17 protein-coding genes are annotated in these 24,642 nt (G+C 54.4%); 5 read left to right on the forward strand and 12 right to left on the reverse strand.

What is annotated here, in order from left to right:
• Positions 1–31 precede the first annotated feature (31 nt).
• A complete protein-coding gene (locus L6439_RS20370) occupies positions 32–610 on the reverse strand; it encodes a DUF2199 domain-containing protein (protein ID WP_168183090.1) in 579 nt (192 codons plus the stop codon).
• A 1,181-nt stretch (positions 611–1,791) separates the two neighbouring features.
• A complete protein-coding gene (locus tag L6439_RS20375) occupies positions 1,792–3,687 on the reverse strand; it encodes a PrkA family serine protein kinase (RefSeq protein WP_213469127.1) in 1,896 nt (631 codons plus the stop codon).
• A 348-nt stretch (positions 3,688–4,035) separates the two neighbouring features.
• Between L6439_RS20375 and L6439_RS20380 the strand changes: the two genes are divergently transcribed.
• Positions 4,036–4,848, forward strand: coding sequence for a DUF2161 domain-containing phosphodiesterase (locus L6439_RS20380; protein WP_168178179.1), 813 nt, complete (start codon positions 4,036–4,038; stop codon positions 4,846–4,848).
• 19 nt (positions 4,849–4,867) lie between these two features.
• Here the strand turns inward: L6439_RS20380 and L6439_RS20385 are convergent, their stop codons facing one another.
• A complete protein-coding gene (locus tag L6439_RS20385; RefSeq protein WP_168178180.1) occupies positions 4,868–6,079 on the reverse strand; it encodes an aminotransferase-like domain-containing protein in 1,212 nt (403 codons plus the stop codon).
• Positions 6,080–6,397: 318 nt separating this feature from the next.
• On the opposite strand from L6439_RS20385, the gene L6439_RS20390 reads away from it, so the two are divergent.
• A complete protein-coding gene (locus tag L6439_RS20390; protein WP_213469128.1) occupies positions 6,398–6,808 on the forward strand; it encodes a hypothetical protein in 411 nt (136 codons plus the stop codon).
• 15 nt (positions 6,809–6,823) lie between these two features.
• A complete protein-coding gene (locus L6439_RS20395; RefSeq protein WP_213469129.1) occupies positions 6,824–7,885 on the forward strand; it encodes a phosphodiester glycosidase family protein in 1,062 nt (353 codons plus the stop codon).
• A gap of 376 nt (positions 7,886–8,261) precedes the next feature.
• Here L6439_RS20395 and L6439_RS20400 read toward each other — a convergent pair whose 3' ends face one another.
• From L6439_RS20400 to trmL, 3 genes are all read right to left on the reverse strand, one after another.
• A complete protein-coding gene (locus tag L6439_RS20400) occupies positions 8,262–10,607 on the reverse strand; it encodes a fibronectin type III domain-containing protein (protein WP_213469130.1) in 2,346 nt (781 codons plus the stop codon).
• A gap of 210 nt (positions 10,608–10,817) precedes the next feature.
• On the reverse strand, positions 10,818–11,066 hold the full coding sequence (locus L6439_RS20405) for an AbrB/MazE/SpoVT family DNA-binding domain-containing protein (protein WP_006676399.1): 249 nt from the start codon (positions 11,064–11,066) through the stop codon (positions 10,818–10,820).
• A gap of 304 nt (positions 11,067–11,370) precedes the next feature.
• The gene (trmL, locus tag L6439_RS20410; RefSeq protein ID WP_168178184.1) at positions 11,371–11,838 is read right to left on the reverse strand and encodes a tRNA (uridine(34)/cytosine(34)/5-carboxymethylaminomethyluridine(34)-2'-O)-methyltransferase TrmL; all 468 of its coding nucleotides are present in this window, start codon (positions 11,836–11,838) and stop codon (positions 11,371–11,373) included.
• Positions 11,839–11,980: 142 nt separating this feature from the next.
• Between trmL and L6439_RS20415 the strand changes: the two genes are divergently transcribed.
• Entirely contained in the window at positions 11,981–12,700 is a 720-nt protein-coding gene (locus L6439_RS20415) for a response regulator transcription factor (protein WP_168178185.1), read from the forward strand.
• Between the two features lie 104 nt (positions 12,701–12,804).
• On the opposite strand, the gene L6439_RS20420 is transcribed toward L6439_RS20415, so the two are convergent.
• Entirely contained in the window at positions 12,805–13,275 is a 471-nt protein-coding gene (locus L6439_RS20420) for a hypothetical protein (RefSeq protein WP_168178186.1), read from the reverse strand.
• 414 nt (positions 13,276–13,689) lie between these two features.
• Here L6439_RS20420 and L6439_RS20425 point away from each other — a divergent pair, with 414 nt between their 5' ends.
• On the forward strand, positions 13,690–14,928 hold the full coding sequence (locus L6439_RS20425; protein WP_237096563.1) for a lytic polysaccharide monooxygenase: 1,239 nt from the start codon (positions 13,690–13,692) through the stop codon (positions 14,926–14,928).
• 112 nt (positions 14,929–15,040) lie between these two features.
• On the opposite strand, the gene serC is transcribed toward L6439_RS20425, so the two are convergent.
• The 5 genes from serC to aroF form a co-directional block, all read right to left on the reverse strand.
• Positions 15,041–16,135: a 3-phosphoserine/phosphohydroxythreonine transaminase gene (gene serC / locus L6439_RS20430; RefSeq protein ID WP_213469131.1), complete on the reverse strand. Its 1,095-nt coding sequence runs from the start codon at positions 16,133–16,135 to the stop codon at positions 15,041–15,043.
• A 177-nt stretch (positions 16,136–16,312) separates the two neighbouring features.
• Positions 16,313–19,819, reverse strand: a complete 3,507-nt coding sequence (locus tag L6439_RS20435; protein WP_213469132.1) for a discoidin domain-containing protein — start codon at positions 19,817–19,819, stop codon at positions 16,313–16,315.
• Positions 19,820–20,243: 424 nt separating this feature from the next.
• The gene (locus L6439_RS29370) at positions 20,244–20,369 is read right to left on the reverse strand and encodes a hypothetical protein (RefSeq protein ID WP_269155948.1); all 126 of its coding nucleotides are present in this window, start codon (positions 20,367–20,369) and stop codon (positions 20,244–20,246) included.
• A 345-nt stretch (positions 20,370–20,714) separates the two neighbouring features.
• Positions 20,715–22,139: a type I glutamate--ammonia ligase gene (glnA, locus tag L6439_RS20440; protein WP_213469134.1), complete on the reverse strand. Its 1,425-nt coding sequence runs from the start codon at positions 22,137–22,139 to the stop codon at positions 20,715–20,717.
• 1,362 nt (positions 22,140–23,501) lie between these two features.
• Complete coding sequence (aroF, locus tag L6439_RS20445; RefSeq protein WP_213469135.1) at positions 23,502–24,563, reverse strand: 3-deoxy-7-phosphoheptulonate synthase; 1,062 nt, start codon at positions 24,561–24,563, stop codon at positions 23,502–23,504.
• Positions 24,564–24,642: the final 79 nt, after the last annotated feature.

The following is a 24,642-nucleotide window of genomic DNA, read 5'->3' on the forward strand; positions in this document are numbered from 1 at the left end:
ATATATGAAGTCGATCGTAGATGATGTGAGATTACTGCGCGTCGGTGTAGCGATGATATTCGGCATGCAGCGGGCGAAGCTCCAGCCACCTCTGGAAGGAGATCCCTTCCCGCTGTTCTCTGCCCAGGAGATGCTCCATGTCTTGAATGCGGACATCGGGCAATGCCCCTCTGCTCTGGTAATGCACGTTGACAGCCAGCGTCAACGTATCCGGATATCCCGGGATCGCGGAAGACAGCCGCCCTTCCACGGGCGCATTGCCGAGCGGGTACGTTCCGCGCTCGGGCTTGGATGAGCCGGCGGCGTCATCCGGGCGGATCTCCACCCATACTTCCCAGCGGATATGTCCGCGGCCATTGCCGTACGGGACGCGCAGGCTTCCGCGCACATAATGATAGCGGCCGTCCATGACGATCTCCCCGCCCATGAAGCGGCAGCGTTCCTCCCGCTCCCAAGGCTCGATCTCCGTCACGTAGAATGGAGCCGAACAATCGGTATATACCCCGATAGAGGCCTTTTTCTCCGGCTTGCGCAGCCGGATGCGATGGCGCCGCCTCCTCCCGGCGGCCGTTGAGTTAGCGGTACCGTTCACACCATCAATCATTTTCATCTCTATATCTCTCCCTCCACTAATAATTTACTCAAAATTTGGAAGATTGAAAGAGGGAGATTGTGAACATTTTGTAACAAAAATCAACAAAAATCAACACCAAAATGTCGAATTATGTCGATTTGTTTTAAGAATCAAGCCTATCAACCGGGGTGTACATGAATACCAACAGCGTTTTTGTCATCGCTCAGATCCGCTATTGGAGTTTCTGGGCTAACATCTTTTCATTCCCCGAATTCATAATGCGCTCATGTTATCCGATAAAACATTTCTCGAAGAAATAGGGCAAGCTGTTCCCCGCATGAAATTACTGCACAGGCCAGACTGTTGAGAAACCACTGTTTTTTACGAAGGGGTGGAGATGGTCCATTTTCCTCATCCAGACATTGGCTCTCAGCGCGTCTTAAATCGTTTTTTACCGGGAGAATAGATCCATCGCAGGTAAAGAGTCCCATAAACTGCTCAATGCCCTGATTTTACGGGAGCCAAGCGACCGCGTCGGATGCTGGGGGGGATCATCGCCTTCAGGAAGCATTATCGGCCTGCTGGAAGCATCGTTGCCTCCCGGGGCTTGGACGTGCGGAGGAAATTGCTGCTATTTTTCAGGAATTTCGGCTTCATGAGTCACACTCCCGGGGAAATGCTGCAAATCTACATCATTTTAGGCCTTTTTGCTTCAAGCCGAAGCGAAACCGGGGAAATTCCTGTCATTTTGCAGGATTCCCTTTCTGGAATAGTCGTCCCTATCGAATTGCTGTATTTCTGCAGGATTCGCTTACCGAATCGGCGTGTCTCAGGAAATGGCGCCGTTTTCAGGCTGGTGGAATTATCCATTTCCCTGCTCATAACTTCTTTCTCATCAGCCTGACAGGCACAGCATTTTTAACCTCAAGAGGCTAAATTCCGAGAAAATCCTGCAGAGTTACATTATTCCGCCATTTTGAACGCTATTTATGCTTCGCCGCACGGTGATTGCTGTATTTTTGCAGTAATCGTATTTTCGCAACCTCGTGTCAATGAAATTGATGCATTCTTGCAGTATTGGTGGAGCAGATGATAGGGATAAAAAACGTAAAGAACTCCCGCGCTTTCCGTATTCGCGGGAGTTTGTTCTTCAATCTGAAACCTGCAAGCCCTTCGCTTGCAGGTTTCCCGTCATGCCCCTATTCGCTTCGGGCTGCTTAGCGGTTCAACAGGCTGCCCACATAACGCAGCAATTCGTTCGCGCAGACCGGGCAATACCCGTGCTCCTCCATTAACCGGGCGGACACCTCGTTGATGCGCTTCAATTGGGTCTCATCCGGCGTTTTCGTCGAGGTCGTAATTTTCACGATATCCTTCAAATCGGCGAACAGCTTCTTCTCGACCGCTTCCCGCAGCCGTTCATGGCTGTTGTAATCGAATTTGCGTCCTTTGCGGGAATACGAGGACAGGCGGATCAGAATTTCCTCGCGGAACGCCTTCTTCGCGTTTTCCGAGACGCCGATTTGCTCCTCGATCGAGCGCATCAGCCGCTCATCCGGGTCCATTTCCTCGTCCGTCAACGGATCGCGGATTTTTTTCCAATTGCAGAAGGCCTCGATGTTGTCCAGATAATTCTCGAACAGCGTCTTCGCCGACTCCTCGAAGGAATAGACGAACGCTTTCTGCACTTCCTTCTTGGCCAGATTGTCGTATTCCTTGCGCGCCACCGAGATGTAATTCAGATACCGTTCCCGTTCCTCCTTCGTAATCGAAGCATGCTGATCCAGACCGTCCTTCAACGCACGCAGCACATCCAACGCGTTGATGCACTGAAGATCTTGCTTGATCAAGGCGCTCGATATCCGGTTAATGACGTAGCGCGGGTCAACCCCCGACATCCCTTCCTCGGAAAATTCGCTCTGCATCTCCTTGAGATCATTTTCTTTATAGCCTTCAACCTCTTCTCCGTCATACATCCGCATCTTTTTGACCAGATCCATGCCCTGCTTCTTCGACTCCTTGAGCCGGGTCAGGATAGAGAAAATCGCGGCGGCCCGCAGCGCATGCGGCGAGATGTGAACATGTTTCATGTCGCTCTGGTTAATCAGCTTCGCGTATATTTTTTCTTCCTCGGACACTTTGAGATTGTACGGGATCGGCATCACGATTATCCGGGATTGAAGCGCTTCATTTTTTTTGTTGGCTATGAAGGCCTTGTACTCGGATTCGTTCGTGTGGGCCACGATCAGCTCATCCGCGCTGATTAACGCGAACCTCCCGGCCTTGAAATTGCCCTCCTGGGTCAGCGAGAGCAGATTCCAGAGGAATTTCTCGTCGCATTTGAGCATCTCCTGGAACTCCATCAAGCCGCGGTTCGCCTTGTTCAATTCCCCGTCGAAGCGGTATGCCCGCGGATCGGACTCCGAACCGTACTCCGTAATCGTCGAGAAGTCGATGCTTCCCGTCAGATCCGCGATATCCTGAGACTTCGGATCGGACGGACTGAAGGTCCCGATGCCGATCCGGTTCTCCTCGGAGATCAGCACGCGTTCGACCGGAACTCGCTCGATGTCATTCCCGTATTCGGTGCGGAGCCGCATCTGGCACGCCGGGCACAGATTGCCTTCGATGCGGACGCCCAGCTCTTGCTCCACCTCGGCTCGCAGTTCATGCGGAATCAGGTGCAGAGGCTCCTCATGCATCGGACAGCCCTTGATCGCATAGACGGCCCCCTTCTCCGTGCGCGAGAATTGCTCCAGCCCCCGCTTCAGCATCGTGACCAACGTCGATTTGCCGCCGCTGACCGGCCCCATCAGCAGCAGGATGCGCTTGCGCACATCAAGGCGCTTGGCTGCCGAATGGAAATATTCCTCTACCAGCTTGTGCACGGCCCGGTCCAGACCGAAGATTTCCTTCTCGAAAAAGGCATATCGCTTATGCCCGTCAACTTCCTCCACGCCGTGCGACGCGATCATCTCATACACGCGTGCATGAGCGGTCATCGCAGGTGTCGGATCTCGACGCAGCAGTTCCACATATTCTTTAAAGGTACCGGTCCAGGCCAATCGTTCGCTCTCGGCGCGGTGCTCTGAAATCCGCTTGAAAATATCCATACTCTATACCTCCATTGCTCCCGATTTGCAACACAGCCCTTCATCGCCGCTTCGCTTCGTATACGGTATGCACGATTCTCCATGATTGCTCATGCTTCTTAGAGACTGGCCGCGCCTCGCGGGCTCTCGACAGCCCTGCTGGAGCGGTGCGTGAACAAAGTGTAATACATACTTATGCGGCCCGGACGGATTATTAGCACGGTAATTTGCAGACCAACTTGGCGAAAAGCAAGCCTGCCCGGCTCATGTTATACTCGTGTTAGCAGCGAGCCGGGATGCTCATTGCGCGGCAGGAGACCGGGAAATGCGGATCGGCCAAGGTTCGGAGAGAGGAGAGAAGTTGCGGACATGGACGCTTTTGACCATCGTGAAGCAAAGCCCGCCAAATCGGCGGCACGCAAGGAATCGGAGCTGTACGCTCCGTTGAAAGCTTTCTTTGAAGCAAGGGGATATATCGTTCGCGGCGAGGTTCGCCATTGCGATCTGGTCGCGATGCGGCCGGAGGGGCCCGAGGGACAGGAGGAACCGCCGATCATTGTGGAAATGAAGCCTTCCTTCAATCTGACGCTTGTCCTGCAGGCGCTCGAACGGCAGAAGCTGTCGCCTCAGGTGTATGTCGCGGTCGAGAAGAAAAAGGGAGGCAAAGGACACTCCGTCTCGTCCCTGCGCCTGCTGTGCGGCAAGCTCGGCATCGGCTTCCTGCTCGTGACATTCTACAAGCGCAAGGCGCCGTTCGTCGAGATTATCTGCTCGCCCGCGGGTTCGGAGGCCAGCTACATGGCGACGCGGCCCGTGAAGACCAGAGCGGCCCGGCTCGTCCGTGAATTCAGCGCCCGCAGCGGGGATTACAACGTGGGAGGCACAACGAAGCAGCCGCTCGTGACGGCCTATCGGGAAAAAGCGCTTCGCGCGGCGCACTGCCTGGCAGACGGCCCGCTCCGGGCAGCCGCCGTGCGGGATGGCAGCGGCGTCGGCGATGCGGCCGCCATCCTGCAGCGCAATTATTACGGCTGGTTCGAGCGGGTCAGCCGGGGCGTCTACGCGCTGACGGGGGAAGGGCGTGAAGCGCTGGAGCGCTACGCCCATATCGTGCGCGAATGGCGCAAGCCGGGGGCCGGGACAGCGGAGGTCACCGGCCTTCCGATGGCGGGCGATACATAAGAGGGTGCCTGGCTACAGGCTACTCGCCGGCATAGCGCCCGAGGAATTCGGAGGCGGCTTCGGTCAGCCGCTCCATGCCCGTGCGGATCACGTCCGGCTCCGCGAACGAGTAATTCAGCCGCATCGTGTTGCGCTTCGGGTCTCCGGCATAGAATGAGGTTCCCGGCACGAAGGCGACGCCCTTGTCGACGGCGCAAGCCAGCAGCGTCTGGGAATCGAGTCCTTCGGGCAGCTCCACCCAGAAGAACATGCCGCCTTGCGGCTTCTTCCAGACGGAGCTGCTCCAGATGTTCCGGGACAGCTCGGCTTCCATCGTCTCCATTCTTTCCTTGTAAATGGAAGACAATTTATGGATATGATCATCCAGCTTGAACACTTCCGGAAGCAGCATCTCGCTCAAAATGAGCTGATCCAGCACGCTGGTATGCAGATCCGCCGATTGCTTCGCGCGCGCCATCATGCGAATAATCTGGCGATCGGCGACAATCCACCCTGTTCTTAATCCAGGCGCGACCGTCTTGCTGAACGTGCTCGTATAAGCGACAAGACGATGATCCGTCTCGCCCTCCAGCGCGGCGATATTCGGCACGCGATCCGAAGTGAACCGCAATTCCCCATACGGGTCGTCCTCCAGGATGACTGTTCCATGCTCCCGGCACAGATTCAGCAGCGCTTGCCTTCGCTCGACGCTCCATACCCGGCCGGTCGGATTGCCGAACGTCGGCACGACGTAGACGAATTTCGGCTTATGGCGCTTCAGCTTCTCCGCCGCATCCTCGGGAATCATGCCCTGGTCGTCGCTGTCCACCGGGACGATGTTCGCTTGATTCATGCTCAGCACCTGCAGGCAAGCCAAGTAGGTCGGATTTTCCACAAGTACCGTATCCCCCGGATTCAGCATCGCCCGCGCGAACAGATCCAACGCCTGCTGCGATCCGTTCGTAATCAGAATCTCGTCGACGGCAGCCGGAATGTTCCTCTGCGATTGGAGACGCGCCCCTAGACGCTCCCGCAGCACGGTCGTCCCTTCCGTCAGGCCGTATTGAAGGGCTTGCGGGCTTTGCTGAAGGACGCGATCCGCCGCGTAGCGAATCGCTTCCATCGGGAAGTATTCTTCGGCCGGCAGGCCTCCCGCAAAAGAAATGATCGATTTTCCTTGCGTTAATTTCAAAATATCGCGTACGGCCGAGCTTTCGACGGATGACACGCGGGTAGAGAATGAGTATTGCATTCGGCTATCGCCCTTTCCCATTTTTCAAAAATGATACACCCAATACTGGTGTTATGCAATGGGATCGTCATGGTCATAAGCGCCGTTTTATCTGCTTGTAAACGCCTTCTCAAGCTTCTCCCGATGTCTTCCTGAAGCTTGTTTTGGCGCGCCCTTGTGTTCGAAGTTGGAGGCATAAGGAGGGAAATCTATCGTTTTATTGTTATATCTATGTCTATTTTGTATGTTTTTTGCAAAATTTTATCCACCAGTGATAGAATACATGCTAGAATAGTAAATGTTTTGACGAAATACGACTTCATTCGAGGTGATTAGACTATGCAGCCATCCACGAATTCTTCCCCCGAGACTACCCGTCGCGCTCGAACGAAGACTAGCGGTTCCAATGCCAAATGGTTCCTTCTGTTCTGGGTCGTCATGATCGGGCTTGGCGTGACAGCGACCTATTTCTATAGTGATTATATGAAAAGGACGATGCTGGAAGATTTGCAGAAGCAGACCGAGGCCCAGCTCAAGATCGTACAGCAGTCCTACGAACAGCAGCTGGCCGACATGAACAAAAAGCTGGACGAAATGCAGAGCAAGGTGGACACGTTCAACCAGCTCCTCACCTTCACGAAGGACAATGCGTCGGATAAGACCGACAACAGCAACAAGCTGTACACTCAATTGAATGAAGTGAAGAAGCAGTTGAATGACTTGAAGAAAAAAATGGATCTTTTGAAATAGCGGTGAGGCGATACGATGAATGTGCGAGTGAAACAAATAAACCGGCTGTTCATGCTGATTACCGCCCCGTTCATCGGGATGATGATCTGGATGCTGGCATCCACGCTGCACGTCACGGCGGAGGTGGAGTGGTCCCCTCCTTCCGAGCCGGCGGGCTGGACGGACAAGAACAAGAAGCTATACATAAGCTTGGACGAGGCGCAGCATACCGCCTCCTTCACGGTCGAATCTATTAAGAAGACATCGGTTCTGTATCGGCAGACCACCCAGGCGATGAACGATATTGTCAGCACGGCCGGGGCGCAGGCGAAGCGTCCGGAGCAAATCTATGACCGGCGCATCTCGGCCAAGCTTGGCACAGCGCAGGAACGGATCGACAGCGACAAGCTGCGGGCCGAATTGTACCGGATTCATCAGCCAACCTATCAGGGGTACGCCATGAAGGTGAAGCTGAAGGATCCGTCCGCCATGCGCCTGACGCTGGGCAAGGACAAGTACGGCGGGGCCGAGACGACCCTGCAGGCCGTCAAGCGCTACGGGGCCGTCGCCGGAGTCAATGCCGGCGGGTTCGCGGACGGGAAGGGCAACCGGTATCCGCTCGGCACGACGGTCATGAACGGAGAATATGTGAATTCATTCGAGCCGACCTACAAAGACCTGGCCTTCGTCGGGCTCGATGTCGGCGGGAAGCTGATTGGCGGCAAATTTTCAGAGAAGCAGCAGCTGGATACATTGAAGCCGCAGCACGGAGCCACCTTCGTTCCGGCGCTGCTGAAGAACGGGCGCAAGCTGGCCATTCCGAAGAAATGGCAGTCATCCCGGGCTCCGCGCACCGTAATCGGCAATTATAAGGATGATCAATTATTAATCCTCGTCGCGGATGGGTATGATGAGAATGGAAGCTCCGGCGCCAAGCTGGAGGAACTGCAGGCGAAGCTGTCGAACCTCGGCGTCATCGATGCCTACAATCTCGATGGCGGCGGCTCCTCGTCGCTCATTTTCAACGGCAGAGTGGTGAACAATCCTTCGGACGGGGAGCTCCGGGCGCTGCCGACTCACTTTTTGTTTTTCAAATAATAAGGGAAATCCAGCACCGAGCCGCAAAAATCTAATAGATTACCACAAAATGCGCTCGTCGCGCCGTGCGATTTTTCACGTTAATCATTTCCTTTTTGGCATGTCTTGGTTATAATGAGATTAGATCAATGGAGGTGGGCGTACCATGACGACGACGTTCTGGATTATCGTGCTCGTGATGGCCATGTTCTTGACAGCTATCTTAACGGCAGGTTATAACGACGATAAGACCAAAGGCTTGTAAAGGCGAAGAAGCTTCCCGGACGCAGGGGAGCTTTTTCTGTAACGGGACAAGCTGCCTAATAGGTCATCCGAAGACGAAGAAAAGCCGCGGCATTTTCAGCCGCGGCTTTGTTTGTTCGACAGGATGCAGGATTTAGCTCGCTTTTTGCCCATTTTCGTACGAGTTAATTTCAAAGGTTATGATTTTATCATAGATAATGACATCTTTGCGCTGCTTGAACGGGCCTTTATTGTTGCCGTGCTTGTCGATAGAGAACGTGATGGGTCCCGTTCCGGCAGCCCGGCCTTCATACCAGCTGATGAACGCGTTGACTTCCTGCATGGACAAGTCGTATTCCTTGTCCGCCCCGTTAATCAGCATAATCCGGAGCAACGCTCGATCCCCCTCACCGCCTGGCTCTCCCGGTTCGCCGGGTCCAGGCCCCGGCTTGTTCCCCGCCTGCGGCGTCACGGCCACTTCATTGGATGTCGCCAACTCCTCGGCTTCATATAATGCGGTGACCACATAATAATAGACGGTTCCATTCATGACACTTGAATCGATATAACCGTAAGTGCTCGATGTAACGGTAGCAATCGTGGCATAAGGCCCTCCCGTCGTTGCGGACCGTTTCACGTGGTAGCCTGTTGCGTCATTGAGGGTATTCCAGCTTAACGTCACACTGGCGTCTCCTGCCGTTCCGTTCAAGACAATCGGCTCCGCCGGCGGCACGCCGGTCGTCTTCCCGAACACGTTCCACTCCGCGATGGTGGAATAGGAGCCGGTCGATTTCAATACGACCGTCTTCACATTGCTTACAGGAACGGGCAACGATTCAATGCCATCGTTAACGACAGGGTTATAGGATAACAGCAGTTGCTCGTCCGCGTCATAGAACTCGATAACAGCATTAGTGCCTGCGGTTTTATTCATAATAACCGCGGTGATTTCGGCAGGAGCGGAAAAGGTGTGCCAAACGAATTTGCCTGCGTTCAACCGATAAGCAGATGACGCGTTATTATCTGTGAGTACCCGTACGGATTCCGTCGGGTTGGCCAGGGACGCACCCGCCTTCAGTGTTAATCCGTCCAGCAGGCCGCCGGTATACTTAGTGGCATTCGGCCGGATGCTCTTCTCGCCGGAATGGGCGCTCTCGCCCGCTTCGTTTACCGCACTTACGACATAATAATACGTTACGCCGTTCGTTACGGCCTTGTCCGTATAAGCCGTCCCCTTTACATTCGAAGCAAGCATGGCGTATGGACCTCCGGGAGACGTTGCCCTCTTGATATGGTATGCTTTCGCCCCCGTCGAGCCCCATTCGAGCATTACCGTCTGATCGCCTCCGTAAACCCAATTCATGGCCGGAACGGAAGGCGGAAAAGAAGGAGCGGCGAACACGTTCCACTCTGCAAGTGTGGAATAGGAGCCTGTCGGCTTCACTACTGCCCTCTTCACATTGGTGACAGAAACGGGTAAGGATTCAATCCCGTCGTTGATAATAGGGTTATAGGATAACAGAAGATGGTCCTCCGCATCATAGAACTCAATAACGACGTTCGTCCCTGCGGTTCGATTTACAATTACAGCGGTGATTTCCGCCGGTTCGGAAAAGGTGTGCCAGATAAGTTTCCCTGCATTCAACCGGTAAGCAGATGAAGCATTATTATCGGTTAGTACCCGTATTGATTCCGTGGGATTTGCAAGAGTTGTTCCTGCCTTCAGCGTTAATCCGTCCAGCAGGCCGCCCGTATACTTGGTGGCGTTCGGCCGGATGCTCTTCTCGCCGGAATGGCCGCTCTCGCCCGCCTCATTCATAGCGCTTACGACATAGTAATACGTAATGCCGTTCGTCACAGACTTGTCCGTATAAGCAGGATCCTTCACATTCGCAGCGAGCATGGCGTACGGTCCTCCCGGGGACGTTGCCCGCTTGACATGGTATGATTTGGCCCCGGTCGATCCCCATTCAAGCGTTACCGTCTTGTCGCCAGCCTGAATCCAATTGATAACGGGAACGGAAGGAGGCGCCGAAGGCGTGGCGAACACGTTCCACTCCGCAATCGTGGAATAGGAGCCGGTCGATTTTAATACCGCCGTCTTCACATTACGGAGAGAAACCGGCAACGATACAACGCCATCGTTGACAACAGGCTGATAGGATAACAGCAGATGGTCGTCCGGATCATAGAACTCGATGACAGCATTAGTGCCTGCGGTTCTATTCACAATCACAGCGGTGATTTCCGCCGGTTCGGAAAAGGTGTTCCAGACGAATGTGCCTGCATTCAACCGATAAGCAGTTGAAGCATTATTATCGGTCAATTGCGTCACCGGACTGCCTGACGGCTTCCCGATGGTGCTTCCGGTTGGAAGCGGAACTCCGTCCAGCAGGCCGCCCGTATATTTGCTCGCCGCGGCGTTCACGGGCATGGCATGGATCAAGCCTGCAACCAACGTCAAGACAATGCACAACCAGCCGATCTTGCGTAACCTCATTTTACTCCCCCCAAAAAATAAGTTTGAAGTAATAATATGTAAGTATGATTCCATTATATAACATTTTATCGGATTAAGGTATTGTCTTTTTCGTGACTTTTATACTAAATCGGATTTTAAATAGAGTCTTTGGTAACAAATAGAGGTCGATGAATGGGGTTTTCAAAAAATGATAAAAAAAGAAGCATCTTGCGATGCTTCTTTGCCCGGTTAGCGAACGAGATGCGTCATCTCATTCATGCATGGAGAACATATGTATCGTTCCTTGAACTCAGCGACTCCATCCATGGACCCGCAGAATACGCACTTCGGACGGTAGCGCTCCAAAATAATATGGTCGCCTTGCACCAAAATTTCGACAGGATCCCCCTCGTTCATCTGGTAACGTTTTCTCAACGATTTGGGCAACACAATGCGTCCCAGTTGATCGACTTTACGGACTACTCCGGCAGGTTTCATCTGTTCCACCTCTCTTGTATATACTTCCTCATGATTACCCTTAGAAAACTCTGCTTCTATTACTTCGATACTATAGACGAAATTCCTGCTGAAAAATGTCAATCAATTTCGTTTTTATCTATTCTGTTCATCTATTGTCTATATGTCCCTGGCAGGAATGTACGTCGGGTTCCGTTACTGGCGGGCAATACAAGAGCTCTTACGCTAAGTATATGGTCGGATTAAGCTTCGAACCTTCTGTGAAAATAGTCTCAACGGCGCAGATTGTCCCTGCCATGCGGCAGGAACAAGTCTTCTGTCGCCCCTATTTGACTAGGCCGGGAAAATCGAGCTGACGAAGCGCTTCATAAACAATGATCGCGGCTGAATTCGACAAATTGAGCGAGCGGACCTTATCGGTCATCGGCATGCGCATGCACGTTTCGCGGTTCGCTTCGATCAGCTCGGGAGGCAGTCCTTTCGTCTCCTTGCCGAAGACGAGGAAGTCGCCGTCCCGGAACGAGAAGTCGCTGTAGCATTTGTCCGCCTTGGTCGTGGCATAAAAAAAACGCGAATCCGCGTATTGATCCAGCACCTCTTGGAACGAATCATGATATTCGATATGGACAGCGTACCAATAATCCAGACCGGCACGCTTCAACGTCGCGTCATCCGTACGGAAGCCCAGCGGCCGCACAAGATGCAGGTGGGTGCCTGTCGCGGCACAGGTGCGGGCGATGTTGCCGGTATTGGCCGGAATTTCCGGTTCCACAAGCACGATATGCAGTGCCATTCTGTTCACCTCACATTCTGAACTCATTATACAACATCATGCCAAAAATCGCGATTTAACATCCCGTTTACGTTTGTTTAATATAACGCTGACGATCTCCTTGCATAATAGAAGCAGAATGGAATCGATGGGAGGGAACGTTATGAAGTCCAAAATACTTGTCGTTGACGATGAGCCATCCATCTCTACCCTCATTGAATATAATCTGAAGCTGGCCGGTTACGAGGTCATGTGCGTCTACGATGGAGAAGCGGTATTCGAAGTACTGCCGACCTTCCGGCCCGATCTGATCGTGCTGGACCGGATGCTGCCGAAAAGCAACGGCCTCGAGGTCTGCCGGAAGCTCCGCGAGCGGAGCAACATGGTGCCGGTCATTATGCTGACCGCCATGCAGGAGGTCGGAGACAAAATCGACGGGCTGAACAACGGGGCCGACGACTATATGACCAAGCCCTTCTCTCCGCAGGAGCTGATCTCCCGCATTCAGGCGGTCATGCGCCGCATCCGTTCCTTGCCGCTGCATGACGATGGCCAGGTCTACCAGATTGGACCGCTTACCGTCATGGCCGATCAGCGGGAAGTGAAGCTGGACGATCGTCCCATCGAACTGACCCCGAAGGAATTCGAGCTGCTCGTCTTCCTGTGCCGGCACCGCGGCAAAGTGCTCAGCCGGCAGCAGCTTCTGCAGGGCGTCTGGGATTATCATTTTCTCGGGGATACGCGCATCGTCGACGTCCATATCAGCCACCTGCGCGACAAGCTGGAGAAAAATGCGCGGAATCCCGAATTTATTATGACGATCCGCAACGTCGGCTATAAGCTGACCGATCCGATGCGGCGCCATCTCGCTGCGGAAGGATAAGTCCCTGCTTCATCCATACCCGCCTGCTCCAGGGAGCGGGCGGGTATTCGTGTGCCCAAGAATTCTGTATACCAAGAAAACGCTATGAAGGGGATTTATGCAGCTTAAGAAGCTTCATAGGCAAGTATTTTCTTTTGATTTCGTTTGATTCTGTACATCACAAAAATGATCAACAAATGGATGAAGGTCGAGAGAATAAACAGGTTATTTCCGACTAGACCGATAAGTGGACTGCCTACCCACATTAAGAGCAACGGCGTAAATTTTTTTTGAAAGACAAGGTCATTAAAAATCCATTCGAAAAATAAAGCCATCGAGAGCATAACAGAGACGCTTCCACAAAAATAGTTCAGCCGTTCGAACCAAGATTCGGCCTGAATCCAGTAATATCCAAACAGGAGGAAGACCGTTCCCATGACAAACAGAACGAATATAGGTTTTGTCGGTTTGGCCAGCTTTTTTAAAAATTCATCAATTTCTTCGGTTCGATTCTTTGACAATGAACTTTCCAGAGCTCCGCAGCATTGAAGTTTATGGGTCAGTTCGTTACATTCCTGTTCATACTTCATGAGCATATTATTTTTGCTTTCCTTGTAAATTCACGCTACTGCGGACATCATCACGGTCAATAGAATAGAGAAGGCCGGATTCGCCTTAATAAAGAGATAGATTTCATTAAAAAGTTGCAAATCGTCCTAGAACAAACGATAGTTATAACTCTCCCCTCCTAAATGCCTAAAACCCCAATTCTCCACCGTCCCCCCTTGAACGAGGCGATTCTACTTTTTTTGACAAGCTTCATCCTGCAAGTTCGGGAGGATCGGGGGATTGATTCGACAAAAGCGCTGCTTCCGCGATGCTTCCTGGTACTTCGGATCGTGCGCCAAAATAGTTTGTAATGTTTAGAGGAAATCAGACCAATGATCGATAGAATTAAAACGCTTATATCTTTACACTGGTGTTGAGACCACTTAAAGGAGTTGACACAAATGGCAAGACGAATCGGCAGCACTATGCTGTCCAAAGTATCCCCCCTGTTCACCGCATTCGGGCTTATCGTGCTCGGACTGGCCGCGAGCGCCATCTTCGCGGACAGCGCATCGGCCCACGGCTACATTGAATCTCCCGCCAGTCGGGCGTACCAATGCAAGCTGGGCTTGAACACCGGCTGCGGACAGGTTCAGTATGAACCGCAAAGCGTGGAAGCCAAAGGCAACTTCCCGAAAGGCGGCCCGGCTGACGGACATATTGCCGGCGGCGGCATCTTCGCCCCGCTGGATGAGCAGTCAGCCGATCGGTGGAACAAGGTGAAAATGCAAGGCGGAATGAATACGTTCCAATGGCATTTGACAGCGCCGCATGCCACGTCGGAATGGAAATACTATATTACGAAAAAAGACTGGGATCCGAACAAACCGCTCACTCGCGCCGATCTGGATCCGGTGCCGTTCTGCACGATTCAGGACGGCGGCAAAAAGCCGCCGGCAACCGTCACGCATGAATGCAGCGTGCCGACCGATCGCAGCGGCTATCATCTGATTCTCGGCGTCTGGGAGATCGCGGACACCGGCAATGCGTTCTACCAAGTGATTGACGTTGATCTCGTCAACGACGATTCGGCCATCGATCTGCCGTCGGCTCCGGGCCAGCTCGCGGCTTCCGCGCAGACCGAGACATCCATCACGCTGTCCTGGACCTCTTCTTCCTCGGCGAACGGAATCAAGGCCTATGAAGTATTCCGCAACGGCGCTTCGCTGGGACAGACGACCGGAACATCGTATCTTGACGCCGGGCTGACTCCGGATACATCTTACACGTATACCGTGCGGGCCATCGATCGGGCCGGCAATCTGTCCCCGTTGTCCGCGCCGCTGGTTGCGGCGACGCTCCCGCAGGATAGCAGCGGCGGAGACGGCGGCGAGGGAGAAGGCGGCACTGAGCCTCCACAGACCGGCGATACGACCTGGAAATCCGACGCCATCTATACCCGCGGCGACCGCGTACTCTACGAAGGCTTGGAATACGAAGCCCAGTATTGGACGCAAAACAATCGTCCTGACGTCTCAGAAGCGTGGAAGCTGGTGAGCAACGTCATCCTCGATTGGAGCAAGGATCGGGCCTACGTAGGCGGAGACAAGGTGAACTATAACGGGGCCGTCTACCAGGCACGCTGGTGGACCCGCGGAGAGGAGCCTGGCAGCGCCGATGTGTGGCAAGCGGTGAAGTAGACACCCATAGAGCCATTCAAGGCGATGCTTTGTATGGCTTCCTTGAGAATATAGTCCAAAGTAAACACAACGCCCCGCGAGAGAGCCTCGCGGGGCGTCATCAACTTGTATTTTAGCCGTTCTTCTGTTGGAATTGCATCATGAACTGCGCCAACGCCTCGCAGCACGCATAAGGTACCGCATTGTAGATCGAGGCGCGCAAACCGCCGACGCTGCGGTGTCCCTTCAGACCGACGAAGCCCGCTTCCCCGGCTTCCTTGATGAACGCCTTCTCCAGTTCCTCGTCCGCGAGCCGGAAGGTGACGTTCATCATGGAACGGCTGTCATGCGCCGCGCAGCCGCGGTAGAAGCCGCCGCTGTTGTCGATGGCGCCGTACAGCAGCTCCGCCTTCGCCTGATTGTCCCGCTCGACCGCCGCCAATCCGCCGCGTTCCTTAAGCCATTGCAGCACCAGGTTCACCATATAGATGGAGAAAGAGGACGGCGTATTATATAAGGAATTATTTTTATAATGAGTACTGTAACGAAGCATGGTCGGAATCGTCGCAGGGCTGTCCGCCAGCAGTTCTTCCTTGGCGATGACGACCGTAACGCCGGACGGACCGAGATTTTTCTGCGCGCCCGCATAGATCATCCCGAACTTCGAGACATCGATCGGACGGCACAAAATGTCGCTCGACATATCGGCGATAAGAGGCAGCGGGCCCGTCTCCGGGTAAGCGGCGAACTGCGTTCCCTCAATCGTCTCATTGGAAGTAAGGTGAACATAGGCGGCATTCTCCGGAGCCACAATCTCCTCCGGTGCCGGCATGCGCATGAAGCGATCGGATTCGGTCGAGGCGATGACGCGGGTCTCGCCGATGAGCTCCGCTTCCTTGATCGCCTTGCCGGCCCAGCTTCCGGTATGGACGTAAGCGCCCACCTTGCCTGCGGCAAGCAGGTTCATCGGCACCATGGCGAACTGCGTGCTCGCTCCTCCCTGCAAGAACAACACATCGTAGCCGTCCGGAATCTGGAACAGCTCCTTCAATAATTGCTTCGCTTCATTATGAACCTGTTCGTAGACGGCGCCGCGGTGCGACATTTCCATGATGGACATGCCATGGCCCCGGAAATCGACGAATTCGGACTGAGCCCGCTCCAATACTTCCAATGGCAAAGCTGCCGGGCCGGCATTGAAATTGTACGCGCGTTGATGTTGTTCCATCGGTTTCTCCCACCTTCGTGTTCTTCTCTATCCCATATTTTATCGATAATCATAGCAGTAATTGAAGTTCGCTTCAAGGAGGTAACGCAAAAAAGTCTGCGCTCCTCAGGGATCCTGCGCCGTTAAAAAACCCCGCATCCTTCTCAGGATACGGGGGCTGTACGCCGTTCATTCAGCTTATTTTATCCGAGCGCGTTGCAGCAGATCCTGCATCGGGCGAAGCTCGCGCGTCGCGTCATACGGATAGCGGTTCAACACTTGCAGCAGGAGCTCGCGCAGGCGCTCCGGCTTCTTCAACCGCGGCAGCAAATGCTCCATCAAGCCGATGAGCCGCTTATATTCCTGGATATGATCCGGCGCATACACCTCGAACTCGTAGATGGAATATCCGAAGACCGTGGCCCGCTTCACGCCCTGGAATTTGACATAGCGCGCCGTCTTCGTCTCGAAGGTCACGATATCCAACTTCCCCTGGGACGTGATCGTTCCTTTATCGCCGGATACATTCGTCCAGTTCGTTTTGTCATCGGAGACGAGCAGCTGATACTTCTCCGCGCCCGCCTGCCACTTAATAACGACTTTGTTGATGTCTGTCGGCTCGCCCAGATCTACGATGAACCAGGCGTCGTCCACATAGGCGCTGGACCATCTGGAATTGATCGACACGACTCCGTCCACGGCCATATCCGGCGAATAATACGGGAACTCGGTTGCGGAGGACTCGGCCGGTTGATGAAGCGCCTTATTGTCCGTATAGAGAAGCTCAATCGGCTTATTGTACATGATGACATTGTCCAGCACGCCCCGGAACGCGTTCGTCTCGCTGCCGATGCGCAGCGCCGGGAGCACGAGCGTGTGCAGACGAGGGTACGCATTCTCGAGCCGCTCCACGTACTCATCCACATTGACGAACAGCGTCACGCCCTTATTGTCGCCTTTCAGCAAAAGATGCGTCCACTTGTCTTCCGGCACAACATAATCGAACGTGCTGTCATAGTGCTCCTTCGTGAACCCGAGCTTGCCCGTCTTGCCCTGCTTGAGCTTCAACGTTCCGGCCGGAGACTCCATCAGGATCGCGTCATCCGGGTTCCCCCGATCCGGCTTCACCCACGCCGAGAGCGTCCAGCCGAATCCCAACGCCTCGACCGGCGTCTCGATATAGCTGGTTCCGCCCTTCAAGCGCACCCCCTGCTCATATTTCCCTTCCGTCATCTCCACATTGACGCCTTTTCCGTCGAAGCCATTGCCCGAACTATCCTTGAACTGGTCCTCGAACAGGTATTGAATCACCTGGTTCTCCTCGTTATCCACCTTGAACTTGCGGGATAGATTCGCGTTCGGCGCATCCCCGATCGCTTCCGCCCGCTTCATATAGCGTTCAAAGGATCGGTCGTCCCGCGTGCCGGTCCACATTTTCTCGGACACGACCTGGATTCCGGGCAGCATCCGCTCATGCGAATCGTCCATGGATACCCCGTTGGCATCCGAGACGTCGTTCCACAAGGCGAACATGCCGCCCTTTACGCGGGGATGCCCGAACGGCAGCGTCGTATTCTCCCACTTGATCGGCTCCCAGTCATTGTACAAGAACTGGGAATTCAAATAGTCTCCATATAGGGTAGGGACGATATACATATAAATATTTTGGACGTTCAGCACGTCATACCCGAGATCGGCCGCCTGCTGCGGGGCCCCATACGGTTCATACCAGATATCCATCGTCGCTTCATTGCTGATCGGGGTCGTCCCGTTGTATTGCGTTAATCCGCCCCACAAATGCGGGTGCTTGCCTTTCTCGTTTATATGCTTGATGAGCGTATCCATGTACCAACGGAAGCGCTCCACATCCGGTCCCCAATATTCATCGGTGCCGATATGCACTTCCGGACCGACGAAGGTCGGATCGTTTTCATCCAAATATTCGTTGAACAGATTTTTCACGAACTCCACGGTTTCCGGCTTGGAAATGTCGAGGGCGTGATCGTTCCCCAGCGCGGGATTATAGGAAGTAAAAGCGCGGGAATGCCCGGGCGTGTCAATCTCCGGAATCACGTTGACTCCGTAATCCATGCCCAGAAGCTGGAGTTCCTTGAATTCCTGCTTCGTATAATGTCCGTTCGGGCTGGCCAATCCGGGATACGTGGCGCTTTCCAGCCGGTAAGCCGCCCTCGTTCCGTCCAAGAACGGGGTGCCGACATCATCGTTCAGGTGAATTTGGAACATGTTCATTTTGTACCAGGACAGCAGCTTCACATAGCTTCTCAGAAAATCAACGGTGTAAAATTTGCGCGCCACGTCGATCATGAGGCCCCGCTTCTCATACTTCGGATAATCTCTCGCTTCTCCGCGGGGAATCGTGAGATCGGGATGCTGCTTCAGGATCTGAAGCGCGGTTCTCGTGCCGAAGAACGCGCCTGTCGCCGAAGACGAGGCGATCGACACATAGTCTCCGGCCTGGAAGACGTTGCCTTCCTCGCCCAGCCACGCTAGCGACGGATCCAGCGACAAGTACAAATCGCCCGTCTGCGGCTGGCCATAGGCAATCTCAAGCTCATATCCCGTCAGGCCGGCCACATCTTCTCGCGTCAGCTCCGCCGCCTTGCGCAGCGCCGCTTCGTCCTCCGGGCGGACGACAATGCGCGATGATGCCGTCAACGTATAAGTCCCCGATCCGCCATACCATTCCCGCAAGGACGGGATGACGTCCGGCTCCGGATTGCGATCCGGGGTCTGCTTATACTGACCCGGAACCGTAACCGCAATGTTATCCGACAGCACTTTGCGGTTCGGATCGTTCAGATCCTCCACCTGCACGATCAGATTCACTTTGGCATCGACCAGCGGCATCCGGATACGGCCTTCGCGATCGATGACAGGCAGCCGGTCGCTCCCGTACACGCTGGCGCGATACCCTTCCGGCACTTCGGCCGCGGACCAATCCAGCTCGGTCTGTCCGGCCTGCACCGTCAATGTGGCCTGAATCCGGTCTGCGATAGATTGCAGGTCATTCAATTGGTACACCTCGAATTCATAGAAGGAGTAACCGTACAGCACGCCTTCGACAGGCGCTCGCTTCACTCCTTGGAACTTGACATATCTTGCTTGAAGCGGCGCGAAATCGATTACTTCGGTGCCTCCCTTGCATGGAATGACGCCGTCGCCATCCCTCGCGTTCGTCCACTGCTCCCCGTCATCCGACACAAGGATCTTGTATGTATCGGCCGGCGTCTGCCAGCGGATGACGACGCGATCGATCGCGGTCCGCTCTCCCAGATCGACATAGAACCATTGATCATCCTGCTTCGCGGAAGACCATCTTGTATTGGCCTTCCCGTCTACGGCCAGATCCGGACTCAGGTAATCGACTTCATTGCCCGACGAGTAGGCCGGTTTGTTCAGGGCGAGGTTCGTCCCGCCGAATGCAGCCGCGAGGGAATGGCCGGCGCCTCTATCCGGGGAAGGATCTTCCGGGAATGCGCTTCCATTTTTATGATAGACAGCCTCCGTCACCGTCCCCGGCTCGCCGCCGTCTGGAGGCGCGATCGGCTCATCGTCCGCAACTGCCGCCAGCTCTTTCGGCTGGGCATAGACATGCGATGGCGGAGTTCCGGGCAGAACGCTCGCCGTCATTATTACGATACCAAGCATCCATCCAAGCGCTTTTTTGTTCATCGTCTTCTTCATTTCCCTCCATATTGTCGTGGATTCCGCCGCGTCATTGACGCCAGTTTTTTGTTTCTCACCTCCTTTTTTCCAATCCTAACCTGTTCAACATCGTGCCGCAACAAAAAATAAGCATAAGTAAAGAGATGTATATTCTTGCTCCGCACTGCGGCGTCAGCAGGGAAGATAACACTTCCGCCGCCGTGCTTGGCGGCACCACAAGACTACAACCTTCACCCATGCCCTTCCGTGCAACCGCTGCCCACAGCATACGGAACTTCAACGTTGTCCAATCGCTTAAGGCCCTTAATCCCGGCATGGGCCGCAAACTCCGAGGCATCGAACACGGCTCCCGAGAATAGAGGACGCCGGCAAGGAATCCCGTCACCCGTTTCCTCATGCTGTTTCCTTCCTTTCGTTCATTCGTTTGATACGTTCCATTTCCTTAATCCTTCCTCTCCCTCCATCTCTCCACGCAGATCTCCAGCGTTCCGTCCTTCTCGGCTCGATAGCGGCGTTCAACCGGGGCTCCCGCTCCATCGGCCGCGACGATCCCGTCTTCACGGTTCACTTGAAAAAACCATTCCGTATGATACGGGAAACGCAGACGGGCCGTATAGGGGGCGCCTTAAAATAGAGGGCACCGTAGCAATGGACACCTTTTTTCATCTTACCGACCTCGCTTGGCCAAAACGTAAACGTTTTTCAACGCTTCCAAATCATCCAGCCGTATTCAAGCAAGCTTACGGTCATCCTCTCTCCCTTGAGCGTTGTCATGAAGAAACGTTTTAACATTCCATTCTCTTCCTTTCTTTTGAGCTTTGCCCTGGCCTCTTCCCCGGGACGTGAATAAAAAAATCCTCCCCATCCAAGCCGGATGGGAAGGATACATAGGAGGAGACGTATATCAATGTGATTAGCAGTCGAAATAAAGGCTGTATTCCTGCGGATGAATGCGAATGGCTACGGATTGAGCTTCTTTCCGCTTAATGCTGACATAGTTGTCGATGAACTCACGGGTAAATACGCCGCCTTCCAGCAAAAATTCATGATCCGCCATCAAAGCGTCGAGCGCCTCTTCCATCGTAGCCGGGACGCGGCGAATCTCCATTTTCTCCGCCTCGGACAGCTCATACAGATTGCGGTCATACGGACCGAAGCCGGCGGCGGCCGGATCGATCTTGCGCTTGATTCCGTCCAGTCCCGCCATCAGCATTGCCGCGAACGCCAGGTACGGGTTCGCCGTCGAATCCGGCGTGCGGAACTCGATGCGGCAGCCCTTCGGCGTGACTGCGGCCACCGGGATGCGAACCGCGGCGGAACGGTTGCCTTTGGAGAAGACCAGATTGACCGGAGCTTCATACCCGGGAACGAGCCGCTTGAATGAGTTGGTGCTCGGGTTCGTCAAGGCGATAAGCGCAGGCGCGTGGTGCAGAATCCCGCCGATATAATGGAGCGCCATTTCGCTCAGATTGGCGTATCCGCCCTTCTCGTAGAATAGCGGCGTATCGCCGTTGAATATCGATTGATGCACGTGCATCCCGCTGCCGTTGTCGCCGAACAGCGGCTTCGGCATGAAGGTGGCCACCTTGCCGAACTGCCGTGCCGTATTATGAACGATATATTTATATTTCATCAGATTATCGGCCGAGGCCGTCAACGTATCGAAGCGGAAGTTAATCTCCCCCTGCCCCGCCGTCGCCACTTCGTGATGATGGCGTTCGACGCGGATGCCGCATTCCTGCAGCAGACGGCACATCTCGCTGCGGATATCTTGCTGCGTATCGACTGGCGCGACCGGCACGTATCCGCCCTTTGCCGGAATTTTGCCCCCGAGGTTGCCGCCGGCTTCCTCGCGGTTCGTATTCCAGGATGCCTCTACCGAGTCGACATAGAAGGAGGAACGGTTCATCGTATTCTCGTACCGGACCTCATCGAAGATGAAGAATTCCGACTCCGGAGCGAAAAATGCGGCCGTACCGACCCCGGACGTGTGCAAATACGCTTCCGCCTTCTGGGCGATGCTGCGCGGATCCCGGTCATAGCGTTCGCCATCCGGTGTAAAAATATCGCACATGATGATAAGCGTCGGATGCGCCGTGAACGGATCGACGTAGCAGGAGTTCGCGTCCGGCATCATCACCATGTCAGATTCTTCAATTCCGCGGAATCCTTTGATGGAGGAACCGTCAAATGCTACTCCGTTCGTGAACGTGCTCTCATCGACCTCTGAAGCGGGAAGGGTAATATGATGCGCCCGACCGACCAAATCAACAAAGCGAAAATCTACATACTGGATTTTTTTCTCTTGAATAACCATCAAAGCTGGATTTGTCGACATGATGATTCCTCCCATTTCCGAACAATACACGTTCATCACGCATTCATTGTTCCACTTTCAAAATTAAGTTGTTGTCATTATAATCGCTGCGGAGAAATCTCGTCAATACCTATGTCAGGTATTTTTATGTTTGATGTTAGGTATTCTTACACTAAATGATGGGAAACAGCAGAAAATCCGCTTTCTCCTCCGCTTTGGCTCATGATCTCCCACGGGGAAATGAATTGGCCCCTCGGACTGGGAAATGTTTCGTGTGCCTCCGTCCAAGCGGGCCTGCCTGTGAATCGGCTGCGGCATCGCCTGTTCTAGGTTGCGGCGGGAACCCGCATAATGCCCGGCTTCGGCACTCCTCCCTCCCGATCAGGGACTCGGGAACTCTCTCTACACGTTCGCCCCTCCGAATGCTGCAATAATGCAGGATTTCTGGAACGCCTCCATTTTGAGTAAGGCAATCCTGCAAAAGTGCAGGATTTTCGCCCGTTTTCACTTCATTTGGGCCCGAAATGGGAGAATTGATGTATATTTGCATCAATGTCACTTAATCTACCTGCTAGACGAAGAAAATGCTGTAAATTTGCAGCATTCATCGAGCAGGGACCCAAAACCGACGCATCACTCGGCCGTAGGCTATCCGACCAGAGCGCATAGGCGGAAGCACCTTTACGTCATGACAAGCCCATAGTCCCACATACGCGTACACGGCTTCACGCCGGTTCGCTAGCGACTCATGACCTGCACATGGCCGTAATACCCCTAACGGGACATTACACTAGCCATGCGTTATCATCCGGACACCCACGAGCCCGCTCGTTCGAATTTGTTGTACACCAGCTCAACCCATTGCGAACAGGCCCCCAGAGCCACAGACGCATCTGCCGCTAGGTACACGAGCATAGCCGCCACTAGGCATATGGGCATAGCTGCGGAGCGCCTCTGCCAAAGGGACCCGACCGTGCACTCTAGGCCCAGGGCCCCCGTCATGCCCACGCTAGCCCCAGGGCTCCACCGTGCCTACACTAGCACAAGGCCCTCACCATACCCACGCTAGCCTCAGAGCTCCACCGTGCCTACGCTAGCACCAGGCCCTCACCATACCCACGCTAGCCTCAGGGCTCCACCGTGCCTACGCTAGCCCCGGGCCCCCGTCATGCCCACGCTAGCCCCAGGGCTCCACCGTGCCTACCCCCGTCATGCCCACGCTAGCCCCCGCCTCCGCCATGCCACGCTAGATGCAGGCCATGAGCAGCAGCGGCATGTCCGGCGTGCGGGCAAGCGCCAACCAGCGCCCCCTGTTTCCGCGAAAGAAAAAACAGCCTCTTTCCACATGGAAAGAGACTGTTCTTCTTCACTTCATCATTAGGTTTACTTGACCCAAGTAGCAAAATGGGACGGCTCCATTTTCTCTGTGCTGAACGTCTTGCCGCACAGAGGGGCGAGCTGCTCCAGCTCGCGCAGCAGATTAGCGAATTGATCCGGGAACAGCGACTGCACCCCGTCTCCGGTCATCGAGTTGTCCGGATCGGTGTGCATCTCGATGATCAATCCGTCCGCGCCGGCGGCCACCGATGCCTTGGACATCGTCTCCACGAGCTCGCGGCGGCCCGTGCCATGGCTCGGATCGGAGATGACCGGCAGATGGCTCAACTGCTTCACGACCGGAATGGCGGTCAGGTCCAGCGTGTTGCGGGTATACGTCTCAAAGGTGCGAATGCCGCGCTCACACAGCATGACGTTCGGATTGCCCCCGGCCAAAATATATTCGGCCGCATTCAGCCACTCATCATAAGTGGCGCTGAACCCGCGCTTGAGCAAGACCGGCTTGCCGCATTCGCCCAGCTTGCGCAGCAGATCGAAGTTCTGCATATTGCGCGTTCCGACTTGGAGAATATCCGCGTACTCCGCACAAATATCGACGTATTCCGGCGTCATGACCTCCGTAATCGTCAACAGCCCGTGCTTGCGCCCGGCTTCGGCCATCATGACCAGCCCTTCTACGCCGACTCCTTGAAAGCTGTACGGTCCTGTCCGCGGCTTGAAAGCCCCTCCGCGCAAGATTTGTCCGCCCGCCGCCTTCACCAGGCGCGCGATCTCGTCAATCTGCGCCGGCGATTCCACCGCGCACGGGCCGCCCATAACGACGAGATTGCCGCCGCCGATTTCCACGCCTTTAATCTTAATTACCGTATCTTCCGGATGGAAGTCACGGCTAGCGAGCTTATATGATTTCGTAATTTTAATCACGCTCTCGACGCCTTTCATTTGTCTAAGATGTTCAGCCAGCTGAGGCTCTGCTTTACCGATAATGCCAATGACGGTTCGATCCGTTCCGCGCGAGATATGGGCCTGGTTGCCGGCCTTCTCGATGAGGCTTACAAGCTCCGCGACCCGCTCTTCCGGAGTCTGATTCGAGACGATAACGATCATGGGATTACATCCATTCTTTACTGTCGATTCATCGCTTTCACATTTCAACGCTTATACGCTTTTAAGCTTTTATCCATTA

The sequence above is a fragment of the Paenibacillus dendritiformis genome, assembly GCF_021654795.1.
Lineage (GTDB): Bacteria > Bacillota > Bacilli > Paenibacillales > Paenibacillaceae > Paenibacillus_B.